This window comes from Pseudomonas sp. GW821-FHT02C04, assembly GCF_059421845.1.
The window spans coordinates 151,754-164,627 of the sequence record NZ_JBWKVT010000012.1 but is presented as its reverse complement, the minus strand read 5'-3'; the positions used below and the strand labels follow the sequence as shown (position 1 = coordinate 164,627).

Annotated in this window: 7 protein-coding genes; 6 read left to right on the top strand and 1 reads right to left on the bottom strand. The window is 59.9% G+C overall.

The annotated features are described in order from the left end of the window. The first annotated feature begins 92 nt into the window (after window positions 1–92). From recC to yfiB, 6 genes are all read left to right on the top strand, one after another. On the top strand, window positions 93–3,545 hold the full coding sequence (gene recC, locus AC07VV_RS29630) for an exodeoxyribonuclease V subunit gamma (protein WP_495038265.1): 3,453 nt from the start codon (window positions 93–95) through the stop codon (window positions 3,543–3,545). After that, complete coding sequence (gene recB / locus AC07VV_RS29625) at window positions 3,542–7,231, top strand: exodeoxyribonuclease V subunit beta (RefSeq protein WP_495038264.1); 3,690 nt, start codon at window positions 3,542–3,544, stop codon at window positions 7,229–7,231. The genes recC and recB overlap by 4 nt, the downstream gene beginning before the upstream one ends. After that, window positions 7,228–9,333, top strand: a complete 2,106-nt coding sequence (gene recD, locus AC07VV_RS29620; protein ID WP_495038263.1) for an exodeoxyribonuclease V subunit alpha — start codon at window positions 7,228–7,230, stop codon at window positions 9,331–9,333. The genes recB and recD overlap by 4 nt, the downstream gene beginning before the upstream one ends. Window positions 9,334–9,455: 122 nt before the next feature. Beyond that, window positions 9,456–10,031: a regulatory sequestration protein YfiR gene (yfiR, locus tag AC07VV_RS29615; protein ID WP_495038262.1), complete on the top strand. Its 576-nt coding sequence runs from the start codon at window positions 9,456–9,458 to the stop codon at window positions 10,029–10,031. Beyond that, on the top strand, window positions 10,028–11,296 hold the full coding sequence (gene dgcN / locus AC07VV_RS29610) for a diguanylate cyclase DgcN/YfiN (RefSeq protein ID WP_096818682.1): 1,269 nt from the start codon (window positions 10,028–10,030) through the stop codon (window positions 11,294–11,296). Before yfiR ends, dgcN begins: the two co-directional genes overlap by 4 nt. Next, window positions 11,296–11,796: an outer membrane lipoprotein YfiB gene (gene yfiB / locus AC07VV_RS29605; RefSeq protein WP_176504814.1), complete on the top strand. Its 501-nt coding sequence runs from the start codon at window positions 11,296–11,298 to the stop codon at window positions 11,794–11,796. The genes dgcN and yfiB overlap by 1 nt, the downstream gene beginning before the upstream one ends. Here the strand turns inward: yfiB and AC07VV_RS29600 are convergent. After that, on the bottom strand, window positions 11,793–12,740 hold the full coding sequence (locus AC07VV_RS29600) for a LysR family transcriptional regulator (protein ID WP_114881330.1): 948 nt from the start codon (window positions 12,738–12,740) through the stop codon (window positions 11,793–11,795). The genes yfiB and AC07VV_RS29600 overlap by 4 nt on opposite strands. Window positions 12,741–12,874: the final 134 nt, after the last annotated feature.

The window sequence follows — 12,874 nt, the reverse complement described above, 5'->3', positions numbered from 1 at the left end:
GTACGACATTCTCGGACGCCTTGCGGCTGTCCTCGCCTGCCGACAATGCTAAGGTTCAGCCCTAGCTTTTGTACTTTTCCAAGGAAGCCTTCATGCCGGACACTCAGTCCCTCAACGCTGCATTCATGGTGGTTCAGAGCAATAGCCTGGACGAACTGCGCAGCCTTGTGATCAGCATAATGCGGCGCTATCCGCTGGCTCCTCTGGAGAACGAAATTGCGCTCGTGCAAAGCAACGGCATCGCCCAATGGCTCAAGCTGGCATTAGCCGAGGATCCTGAAGAGGATGACCTTGGCGGCTGCGGTATTGCCGCCGCAATTGATGTGCAGTTGCCGGGCAGTTTCATGTGGCAGCTTTACCGCATGGTCCTGGGACGAGATGAGATCCCGGCAAAGTCCTTGCTCGACAAGGCACCTCTGACCTGGCGGCTGATGCGCTTGTTGCCGCAGGTCATCGACCTGCCGCATTTCGAACCGCTGCAACGATTCCTGACCCATGACTCCGACTTGCGCAAGCGCTACCAGTTGTCCGAGCGTCTGGCTGATCTATTCGATCAGTACCAGGTGTACCGTGCCGACTGGCTCGAGGATTGGGCCGAGGGGCGTCATCAACTACGAAATGTCAGAGGTGAAATAAAGCCGCTACCCATCACCAGTTGCTGGCAGGCAGAGCTGTGGCGTGCGTTGCTTGAAGATGTCGGTGAGCAAGGCATGGCTCAAAGCCGCGCGGGCGTGCACCAACGATTCATCGAGCGTATCAACAACCTTGAAAAGGCACCGAAAGACTTGCCATCACGAGTAATCGTTTTCGGAATTTCCTCACTGCCTGCGCAAGTCCTCGAAGCATTGGCAGGGCTGGCCCGTTTCAGCCAGGTCCTGCTCTGTGTCCACAACCCTTGCCGTTATCATTGGGCCGATATCGTTGCCGACAAGGATCTGTTGCGCCATCAATACAAACGTCAGGCTCGCAAGAACGGTATGCCCGTGGTTCTGGATTCGGAATCACTGCATCAACATGCCCACCCGCTACTGGCAGCCTGGGGCAAGCAAGGTCGTGACTACATCAATCTGCTCGACAGCTATGACGACCCCGGTAGCTATCGCGCGGCATTTCGCAATGGTCGTATCGATCTGTTCAGCGAAACAGTCCCGCAAAATATGCTCAATCAACTGCAGGATGACATTCTGGAACTGCGACCGCTCGGCGAGACGCGTGAGCTCTGGCCCGATGTCGATCTGAAGCAGGACCAGTCGATTCGATTCCACATTGCCCATAGTGCGCAGCGTGAAGTGGAGATCCTCCACGATCAGCTTCTGGCGCGCTTCAGCGCCAATCCCGAACTGCGCCCCCGCGACGTGATCGTGATGGTGCCCGACATCGACAGCTATGCACCTCATGTTCGTGCAGTGTTCGGGCAACTGGATCGCCATGATCCGCGGTTCATTCCTTTCACACTGGCAGACCAGGGGCAACGCGGTCGCGATCCATTACTGATCGCTGTCGAACATCTGCTCAAACTGCCAGACAGTCGCTTCCCCGTCAGCGAAATCCTCGACTTGCTCGATGTTCCGGCGTTACGCGCACGGTTCGGTGTGGAGGAGCGGGACTTGCCGACTCTGCATCGCTGGATCGAAGGCGCCGGTGTGCGTTGGGGGATGGACGCTGACCAGCGCGCCGGACTGGGATTGCCAAATGAACTGGAGCAGAACAGCTGGCGTTTCGGCCTGAGGCGGATGCTCCTCGGATATGCGGTTGGCGACTCAAGTGCCTGCGCGGGTATTGAGCCCTACGATGAAATTGGCGGTCTCGATGCCGCGTTGATCGGTCCTCTGGTCGCCTTGCTGGATGCCTTGGAGTACTCGCACCAGCAATTGCTGAAGCCTGCGAAACCTCAAGAGTGGGGGAGCCGGTTACAGGTACTGATGCAGGTGTTTTTCAAAGCGAGCAATGAGCATGACGACTACTTGCTGACTCAGCTTGAAGAGCTGCGCGAAACATGGCTGGAAACCTGCGAAGCCGTCGGACTGGAAGACGAGTTGCCGCTGACCGTTGTTCGCGAGGCCTGGCTGGCCGGGCTGGATCAGGGGCGTTTGTCCCAACGCTTCCTGGCCGGTGCAGTGAACTTCTGTACCCTGATGCCGATGCGGGCAATTCCATTCAAGCTGGTTTGCCTTCTGGGCATGAACGATGGCGATTATCCCCGGGCACAACCACCGCTGGACTTCGACCTCATGGGCAGCGATTACCGGCCAGGAGATCGCTCCCGCCGTGAGGATGATCGCTATCTGTTGCTCGAAGCACTGTTGTCCGCGCGTCATCAGCTCTACATCAGTTGGGTTGGACGCAGTATTCGTGACAACAGCGAGCGGCCACCCTCGGTGCTGATCGGTCAGTTGCGCGATCATCTCGCCAACGGTTGGCGCACGACTGACGAAAGTGCGGATCTTTTGCATACCCTGACTCAGGAACATCCGCTGCAGCCATTCAGTTCACGTTACTTCAATGAGGGAGATGAACTGTTCAGCTACGCCAGCGAATGGCAGATGCTGCATCAACGTCATGAGCCTGTTGATGCGAAAGGAATGCTTGAACCCCATATCCAGGAGGAGCCGTTGAGTCTCGCACTGCTGCAGGATTTCCTGCGCAATCCGGTGCGACACTTTTTCACTCAGAGATTGAAGGTTTACTTTGAAGCGGCACAAGTGCCTCAAGCCGATGAAGAGCCGTTTGTGCTGGATGCGTTGCAGCGATATACCCTCAGCGACAGTTTGCTCGAAGCGGCCTTGAGACATCCGGAGAGTGTTGATCAGGCGCTTGAGGCTCAGGCTCGGCGCCTGCAAAACAGCGGGCTGCTGCCCATGGCGGGATTCGGTGAGTGCCTGCAGCGAGAGTTGATCGAACCGCTTCCTGACTTGCTGCAACGCTATCAGCAACTGCTGACGCTTTGGCCGACTCCGTTGACCAGCGCGATCCCGATCAATCTTGAATCACAGGGGTTACGCCTGGAAGGATGGCTTGGAGGTCTGCATCAACGCGCCGATGGCGGTGTGCTGTCGGTGACGACGATCCCCAACAGCATCGGTTCGATCAAGAACCGCAAATGGCACCGTCTGACCAAACCATGGGTCAATCATCTGGTCGCTTGTGCGAGTGGGCTTTCTCTGACTACGGCGCTGGTCGCCAGTGATGACACCCTTTTGCTTGAACCGATGGAGCAGGATCGGGCCTGGAAAATACTCGAAGACCTGCTGCTCGCCTGGCGTTCAGGAATGCGTCAACCGCTCCCGGTTGCGGTGAAAACCGCTTTTGCATGGCTGGGTCAGAATGACCCGCTGAAAGCTGAAGCTGCTGCCCGTAAAGCCTATGAAGGTGATGGCCAGACCAGCGAAGGTGAGCGACGCGAAAGCCCCGCATTGGCCCGTCAATTCCCGGATTACGATGCATTGTTGGCCGAAGAGACATTCCCCGATTGGTGCAACGCTTTATACCGCCCATTGCTCGAAGCCCCTTGGCAATCCTTGGCCAGCGCGGGGGGACGTTCATGAGTGCAAAGCAGCCTCTTGCCCTGGCGTTTCCGTTAAAGGGCAGTCAACTGATCGAGGCCAGCGCAGGCACTGGCAAGACGTTCACGATCTCTGCGTTGTATCTGCGCCTGATCCTTGGTCACGGAGGTGATGCGAGTGGATTCGGTCGCGAGCTGCTGCCACCGCAGATTTTGGTGGTGACATTTACAGACGCAGCGACCAAGGAGTTGCGCGAACGTATTCGCACACGTCTGGCTGAGGCCGCACGCTTCTTCCGTGACGAGACGCCGCCTCCTGATACGTTGATCGATGAGTTGCGCGCGCAGTTCGACCCTCAGCAATGGCCCGGTTGCGCCAATCGTCTGGACATCGCCGCGCAATGGATGGACGAGGCCGCTGTGTCGACGATCCACAGTTGGTGTCAGCGAATGCTGCGCGAACACGCATTCGACAGCGGCAGCCTGTTTACCCAGACCCTCGAAACCGATCACAGCGATCTGCTGGGCGAAGTGCTCCGCGATTACTGGCGCCTGTTCTGCTACCCGATGCAGGGGGATGCCCTGAATTGGGTTCGCAGTCACTGGGGAGGTCCGGCCGCTTTGTTGCCTCGCATACGTGCTCTCTTCGGTACTGAACGTAATGGAGCGGAAGGCAGATCTCCGACCGAACTGATCGAAGAGTGTCTGCAAGAGCGCCGGGCTGCATTGGTTGAATTGAAAAAGCCCTGGCAACAGTGGGCGGATGAGTTGCTCGCCATTTGTCATCAGGGCGTCGCCAGCAAGACCGTCGACGGGCGCAAGATGCAGGTCCGCTACTTCGAACCCTGGTTCGAAAAGATCAAGGCCTGGGCTGAAGACGAGTCACTGGAACAACTGGATATCGGTACCGGATTTACTCGGCTGACGCCTGACGGCATGGCCGAAGCCTGGAAAGGCGAGCCACCGAGTCATCCGGGACTGGACGCCATGCAGGCACTCAAGTCGAGCCTCGACGAGCTGCCAACCCCCGATGCGGCGGTGCTGCAGCACGCTGCCAAATGGGTGGGCGAGCGCTTTGAAGAAGAGAAGCGTCGACGCGCCGAAATGGGTTTCGACGACATGCTGCTGCGACTCGACGCAGCCTTGCAATCCGAAGGCGGCGAGCGCCTCGCCACGCTTATTCGCGAGCAGTTTCCGGTCGCCCTGATCGACGAATTCCAGGACACGGATCCGGTGCAGTACCGGATCTTCGAGAACATCTATCGCATCGAGGAAAACAATCCCGAGACCGGACTATTCCTGATCGGGGACCCGAAGCAGGCGATCTATGCCTTCCGTGGCGCAGACATCTACACCTACCTGCGCGCGCGAATAGCCACCACCGGGCGGCTACATACGTTGGGCACAAACTTCCGCTCCAGTCATGGAATGGTCCGTGCGGTGAACCAGGTGTTCGAGCGCGCGGAATCCCGTGAACAGGGACGCGGCGCGTTTCTGTTTCGAGAGAAAAACGGTGACAACCCGGTGCCGTTTCAGCCCGTGGATTCTCAGGGGCGCAAAGAGCATTTACTGATTTCCGGGCAAGACGTGCCGGCGCTGAACATCTGGCGTTTATCTACCGAGCAGCCAGTCTCTGGTGTGGTCTATCGCGAGCAGTTGGCGGCGGCCTGCGCCAGTGAAATCACTGCCCTGCTCAATGGCGGACAAGCCGGCAGCGCTGGTTTCGCGCAGGACGGCAAGAGTTTTCGCGGGCTGCAACCGGCGGACATCGCAATTCTTGTGCGTGACGGCAAAGAGGCCCAAGCGATACGTGGTGAGCTAGCTGCCCGAGGGGTGCGCAGCGTCTATCTGTCGGACAAGGATTCTGTCTTCGCGGCCCAGGAGGCCCATGATCTGCTGGCCTGGCTCAAGGCCTGTGCCGAACCGGATGTCGAGCGCTCGTTGAAAGCAGCCCTGGCCTGCACCACGTTGAACCTGCCGTTGACTGAGCTGGAACGCCTGAATCAGGACGAGCTGGTCTGGGAGACTCGCGTCATGCAGTTCCGAGCCTACCGTGAGATCTGGCGCAAACAAGGCGTGCTGCCGATGCTGCGGCGCTTTCTGCATGACTTCCATCTGCCGCAAACCTTGATCGCGCGCAGTGATGGTGAGCGGGTGCTGACTAACCTGTTGCACCTGTCGGAGCTGATGCAGCAGGCGGCCTCTGAACTCGATGGCGAGCAGGCGCTGATCCGGCATCTGGCCGAGCACCTTGCGCTGTCCGGTCAAGCGGGTGAGGAGCAGATCCTGCGCCTTGAAAGCGACGAGCAACTGGTCAAGGTCGTGACGATCCACAAGTCCAAGGGGCTTGAGTATCCGCTGGTGTTTCTGCCTTTCATCTGTTCGGCAAAACCTGTGGACGGCAGCCGTCTGCCATTGCATTACCACGATGCATCCGGCAAGGCTCAGGTCAGTCTCAAACCTGATGCCGAGCTGATTGCCCTGGCCGACAATGAGCGGCTGGCGGAGGACCTGCGTTTGCTCTACGTCGCTCTGACCCGGGCACAACATGCCTGTTGGCTTGGCGTGACGGACCTCAAGCGCGGCAATAACAGCAGCTCGGTCCTGCATCTTTCAGCACTTGGTTATCTGGTAGGTGGTGGCGCGTCATTGAGTGAGTCCAGCGGTCTGACTCGCTGGCTCGACGATCTGCAGCAACATTGCCCTGCGCTGAGCATCGTTGAAATGCCACTGGCAACCAGCGAGCGCTACCAGCCGCCACGCAACGAAGCGATCCCAAGTGCCACGTTGATCCCCAAACGCAAGGCCAGCGAGAACTGGTGGATCGCTTCCTACAGTGCCTTGCGAATCAGTGATGTGTTGAGCGTGGGCAGTGATGAAGCACCGGACAGCCCGCAAGCGCAGAAACTGTTCGACGACGAGCGCCTTGAGCCCGATGCTCCCCGCGAAATCATCCCGGGAGGCGCCGAGATTCACCGCTTCCCCCGTGGGCCAAACCCGGGGACGTTTCTGCATGGCCTGCTCGAATGGGCAGGCGATGAAGGGTTCGCGGTTTCTCGCGAAGCACTGGAAGACGCGATCGCCCGGCGTTGTAATCGACGCGGCTGGGAAGGCTGGATCACGACCCTCAGCGACTGGCTGCAGCACCTGCTCAAATCGCCGATGCCCGCAGGCACCGGTCGACCACCGGTGGTGTTGGAGCAATTGAAACAGTATCGGGTCGAGATGGAGTTCTGGTTCGCCAGCCACAAGGTCGATGTCGTCAGGCTCGACGAACAGGTTCGCAAGTTTACCCACAACGGTGTTGCTCGGGTCGCCGCCGAAGCGGTGCAACTCAACGGCATGTTCAAAGGCTTCATCGACCTGACCTTTGAACATGACGGTCGCTACTACGTGGCGGACTACAAATCCAACTGGCTGGGCGTCGATGATGCCGCCTACACCGAACAGGCCATGGAACAGTCGATTCTGGAAAACCGTTACGACCTGCAATACGTGCTGTATCTGCTGGCACTGCATCGTCAGCTCAAGGCCCGCCTCGCCGATTACGATTACGACCGGCATGTTGGCGGTGCGCTGTATCTGTTCCTGCGGGGCACTCGTGCTGACAGCGGTGGTGTGTATTTCGTGCGGCCGCCGCGAGAACTGATCGAGCGTCTGGACCGGATGTTCCAGGGCAAACCGGAACCGAAAGCCGAGCCCGCGTGGGAACAGGGAGAATTGCTATGAGCCGCACCATCGCGGATTTTCCGCCGGTTTCGCTGGATGCCGACGGCCTCGCGCAGCTCACACCCCTGACGCGAGCCCATGACCTGTTGCAGTTACTGAACCTCTGGGTCGAGCGTGGATGGCTGCGGGCGCTGGACAAGGCATTCGTGGCATTTCTTTACGAGTTGGCGCCTGACGTTGATCCGTTGGTATTACTTGCCGCCGCGTTGACCAGTCATCAACTCGGCCACGGTCATGTGTGCCTGGATTTGTTCGAAACCCTCAAGGCCCCGGACTTCGCCCTGTCCCTGCCGCCGGAGGGTGACGTGCAATCGGGTGTGTTGTTGCTGCCATCGCAATTGCTTGAAACCCTGGAAGGGGCGCACTGGTGCAGGGTACTGGCTGGCAGCTCGCTGGTGGCGCTGGCTGCCGACGACAATGAGTCTGCACGGCAATGTCCTCTGGTGCTATCCGGTAAACGCCTGTACTTGCGGCGGTACTGGGCCTATGAGCGACGCATCGACACTGCTCTGCGTCAGCGCTTGGCGGAGCATGAGCCGACGCCGGGCGATCTGTCGCAGCGGCTGGACGAGTTGTTCGGGTCGGTAAAGAGCGCCGATGCGATCGACTGGCAGAAACTCGCCTGCGCACTGGCGACCCGAGGTGCCTTCAGCATCGTCACGGGCGGGCCTGGCACCGGCAAGACCACCACGGTGGTGCGTTTGCTGGCGTTGCTTCAGGCCCCGGCGGTCGAAGCCGGTCAGCCTCTGCGCATTCGCCTGGCCGCCCCCACGGGTAAGGCGGCTGCGCGGTTGACCGAGTCCATCAGCCAGCAAGTGCAATCGCTGAAAGTCGCCGACACCGTTCGGGAAAAGATTCCTTCCGAGGTCACTACCGTTCACCGTTTGCTCGGCAGCCGTCCCGGCACCCGACACTTCCGTCACCATGCCGGTAACTGTCTGCCACTGGATGTGTTGGTGGTCGATGAAGCGTCCATGATCGATCTGGAAATGATGGCCAACCTGCTTGATGCGTTGCCGTCACACGCTCGTCTGGTGTTGCTGGGCGACAAGGATCAACTGGCCTCCGTCGAGGCCGGTGCGGTGCTGGGGGATCTGTGCCGCGACGCCGAGGCGGGTTGGTACAGTCCGCAGACCCGCCAGTGGCTGGAGTCCGTGAGCGGTGAATCCTTGCAGGGCAGCGGTTTGCACGAGGATACCGACGGTACGCACCCGTTGGCGCAGCAAGTGGTGATGTTGCGTCACTCACGGCGTTTCGGCGAGGGCAGTGGCATCGGCCAGCTCGCACGTCGGGTGAATCAGCAATTGCCGGATGAGGCTCGCCAACTGTTGGCTGGGCGAAGCCATGACGACGTGTATTCACTGGCGCTCAAGGGTGAGCAGGACCATGCACTGGAGCGGCTTGTTCTGGAGGGGCATGGCGATGGCCCCCACGGGTATCGGCATTACTTGAGCGTTCTGCGCAATCAGCGTCCGCCTGCCGGAGCTCCCCTTGAGCATCCAGGGTGGCTCGATTGGGCGCGTGAGGTCTTGCAGGCGTTCGATACCTTCCAGCTGCTGTGCGCGGTGCGTAAAGGGCCGTGGGGTGTCGAAGGACTCAACCAACGCATCACCGACGCGCTGCTCAAGGCGCGGCTGATCGACAGCGACCAGCAATGGTATGAAGGTCGCCCGGTCCTGATGACCCGCAATGACTATGGCCTGGGGCTGATGAACGGTGACATCGGCATTGCTCTCAAGCTGCCCGAGCGTGATGGACCGAACGCCGGTGAAACGGTCCTTCGGGTGGCGTTCCCGCGTAACGACGGGCGCGGCGGGGTACGGTTCGTGTTGCCGAGCCGGCTCAATGATGTGGAAACGGTGTACGCGATGACGGTGCACAAGTCGCAAGGCTCGGAGTTTGCCCATACCGCGCTGATCCTTCCGGACGCCTTGAATCCGGTGTTGACCAAAGAGCTGATCTACACCGGCATTACCCGAGCCAAGCACTGGTTCACCTTGATCGAACCGCGAGCCGGGGTGTTTGAAGAGGCGGTGCAGCGCAAGGTCAAGCGCTTGAGCGGTCTGATGCTGGAACTGGAGGAGGGCGTGGGACCTCGATAATGAAAATGCTGATGGATCCCGGCGTTATCTGACCAGCCGGTCAGAGGGTGCTGTATCGCTGGCGTTCCAACGCTGTGCTATCGTTGCGGCATCATCTCGTTACGATCCAAGAGAATCCCTGCATGAAGCTGGCTGTCTGGGCGACAGAGCGCGTAGTTGGCAGCAAGCAAGTGTTGCTTGCCGGTCTGCTCTGTTTGCTCACGGGTGTGGCTGCTGCCCAGCCGCAAACACCGGTGGGTATGGCCGAGCAACGGGCAAAATCCGTTACCCAGGTGGTCCTCGGCATTCTCAGTTATGCCCGCTGGCCGGTTGAACCTGCACAATTGCGCCTGTGCATCGTCGGTCCCACCGAATACACCGACGACCTTGTGAAAGGCACGACCCAGGCTACGGGCCGACCTGTCACGGTACGTCGCCTGCTGGCCGACAACCCGTCTATCGTCACCGAGTGCGATGCGGTGTACATCGGCAAACTCACCGCCGATGAACGCAGCCGACTGTTCGCTTCGCTGATTGGCCACCCGGTATTGAGTATCAGTGAGGGCGGCGATCAGTGCACGGTCGGCAGTCTGTTCTGTCTGCGGGTCGGTGATGAGCAGGTGTCGTTCGAGGTCAATCTCGACTCCGTCGCCCGCAGCGGCGTGCGCATTCATCCGAGCGTGCTGCAGTTGTCGCGCCGCAAGCCGGCGGCCCCATGAGACGCAACAAATCCACAGGGCGTCCGACCCTGGGTTCGGTCATCGGTCGCGGGCATTTGATTGTCGCGCTGGTTGCCGTGGGAATGGCCAGTGTGTCCCTGACCCTGCTCGGCGTGCTGGCGTTGCGGGTCTATGCCGATCACAACCTGCACCTGATCGCTCGTTCGATCAGTTACACCGTGGAAGCGGCGGTGGTGTTCAACGACAAGCCTGCCGCGACGGAAGCGCTGGCGTTGATCGCCTCGACCGAAGAGGTGGCGGATGCGCAGGTGCTGGACAGCCAGGGCCAGGAGCTTGCGCGTTGGCAGCGTCCGGAGAACGGCTTGTTTTCCGGGCTGGAAATGCAGATAACGCGGGTCGTTCTGGAAAAACCGATCAGCCTGCCGATCCTGCATCAGGATCGCGAGATCGGCCGGATCCTGCTGACGGGGCACGGCGGCAGCTTGATGCAGTTTCTGTTGAGCGGTCTGGCGGGCATCATTCTCTGCACCGCGATCAGCGCCTGGGTGGCGCTCTATCTGGCGCGCCGTCAGTTGCGCGGGATCATCGGCCCGCTGCACAGCCTGGCGGGAGTCGCCCACGCCGCCCGCAGTGAGCGGGCGCTCGACCGGCGCGTACCTCCGGCGAAAATCGCCGAACTCGACAACCTCGGTAATGACTTCAATGCCCTGCTCGATGAGCTGGAGTCCTGGCAGACCCACCTGCAAAGCGAGAACGAAACCCTCGCCCATCAGGCCAGCCACGACAGCCTCACCGGATTGCCCAATCGCGCGTTCTTCGAAGGCCGTCTGATCCGCGCGCTACGCAGCGCCAGCAAACTCAACGAGCGGATGGCGGTGCTGTTTCTCGACAGTGACCGTTTCAAGGGCATCAACGACAGTTTCGGTCATGCCGCTGGCGATGCGGTGCTGGTGGCGGTGGCTAACCGGATTCGGGCGCAGTTACGCGAAGAAGATCTGGTGGCGCGTCTGGGCGGCGATGAGTTTGCCGTTTTGCTGACGCCGTTGCACAAGACCGAAGACGCCGAGCGCATTGCCGACAAGATCCTCGCGAGCATGGACACCCCGATTGCATTGCCGGGCGACACCAGTGTGGTGACCTCGCTCAGTATCGGCATTGCGGTTTACCCCGATCATGGCGCCACGCCCGGCACCTTGCTTGATGCGGCTGACGCTGCCATGTATCAAGCCAAGCGCCTGTCGCGTGGCGCCCAATTCACGGCCGGGTCGGAGCACCCGGTCGATCCCGTTCAAACCAGGAGCTAATGCCCGTGTTCTCACTTTCCGTTCGACTGTTTTCTACACTGATGTTGATGGCCATGTTGGCCCTGACCGGATGCCAGACCGCCCCGCAAAAAGGCCTGACGCCGGCGCAGATTGCCGTGCTCAAACAGCAAGGCTTTGAACTGACCGACGATGGCTGGGAATTCGGCCTGTCGGGCAAAGTGCTGTTTGGCAGCGACATCGAAAGCCTGAACAAGCAAAGTACCGAAATCGTCGAGCGTATCGGCAAAGCCTTGTTGGGTGTCGGCATCGAACGGGTGCGAGTGGATGGTCACACCGATGCCTCGGGCAAGGAAAGCTACAACCAGCAGCTGTCGCTGCGCCGAGCGAAAAGCGTCGGTAAAGTGCTGACCACGGTCGGCATGAAGGAAGAGAACATTCAGCTGCAAGGCCTCGGCAGCCGCGAACCGGTGGCCTCCAACGACACCGTTGCCGGCCGCACCGAAAACCGCCGGGTATCAATCGTGGTCAGCGCCGATTAATCGGCAAACTGCATCTCCCGGGTCTGCCCCATCAACAGCGCCTGATTGCGCTCGGTCACTTCGCGGATGTAATCCCACAACAGGGTGATCCGCTTGAGCTTGCGCAAGTCCTCCCGGCAGTACATCCAGAACTGCCGGGTGATGTCGATTTCCTCCGGCAGCACCGGTAACAGGCGTGGGTCTTGGGCTGCGAGGAAACACGGCAGAATCGCCAGCGAGCGCCCCTGCTGCGCTGCCACGAATTGTGCGATCACGCTGGTGCTGCGCAAATTGGCGCTGGCGCCGGGTACCACGTTCGCCAGATACAGCAGCTCCGAGCTGAACGCCAGATCATCCACATAACTGATGAATTGATGCTTGCCCAGGTCAGCGGGGCGGCGGATCGGCGGGTGTTTGTCGAGGTATTCCTGGGTCGCGTAGAGCTGCAAGCGGTAGTCGCAGAGTTTGCAGCACACATACGGCCCGTGTTCCGGGCGTTCGAGGGCGATGACGATGTCGGCCTCGCGTTTGGACAGGCTGATGAAGTGCGGCAGCGGCAGGATGTCCACCGAAATTGCCGGGTAGGCGTCGACGAAGTGGCTCAGTTGCGGCGTGATGAAGAAGCTGCCGAAACCCTCGGTGCAGCCCATCCGCACATGCCCGGACAGCGCGACGCCGGAACCGGACACCTGCTCGCAGGCCATGTGCAGCGTGCTTTCTATCGACTCGGCATAACTCAGCAGACGCTGGCCTTCAGCGGTCAGCACGAAGCCGCTGGTGCGGGATTTCTCGAACAGCAATGTGCCCAACGCTGCTTCCAGCGAACTGATCCGTCGCGACACCGTTGTGTAGTCCACAGCCAGGCGTTTGGCCGCAGTGCTGGCCTTGCGGGTGCGGGCGACTTCGAGGAAAAACTTGAGGTCGTCCCAGTTCAGCGAGCCTAAAGACGTGATGTTTTTTTGCATGATGGACGGGCTTATATGTGCGTTCTTATTAGAAGTTTGCACATCTATACTCCAAAAACAGTCCGACAACCAATTCGTGACACACGCCTCATCTCAAGGCGAACCCTTCGCCTTGGCTCCTAAGATAAAAACAA

Excerpts from the sequence above, each read along its gene's own strand:
- dgcN (WP_096818682.1), top strand. The coding sequence starts at position 10,028 with ATGAGACGCAACAAATCCACAGGGCGTCCGACCCTGGGTTCGGTCATC.
- yfiB (WP_176504814.1), top strand. The coding sequence starts at position 11,296 with ATGCCCGTGTTCTCACTTTCCGTTCGACTGTTTTCTACACTGATGTTG.
- AC07VV_RS29600 (WP_114881330.1), bottom strand. The coding sequence starts at position 12,740 with ATGCAAAAAAACATCACGTCTTTAGGCTCGCTGAACTGGGACGACCTC.
- recD (WP_495038263.1), top strand. The coding sequence starts at position 7,228 with ATGAGCCGCACCATCGCGGATTTTCCGCCGGTTTCGCTGGATGCCGAC.
- yfiR (WP_495038262.1), top strand. The coding sequence starts at position 9,456 with ATGAAGCTGGCTGTCTGGGCGACAGAGCGCGTAGTTGGCAGCAAGCAA.
- recB (WP_495038264.1), top strand. The coding sequence starts at position 3,542 with ATGAGTGCAAAGCAGCCTCTTGCCCTGGCGTTTCCGTTAAAGGGCAGT.
- recC (WP_495038265.1), top strand. The coding sequence starts at position 93 with ATGCCGGACACTCAGTCCCTCAACGCTGCATTCATGGTGGTTCAGAGC.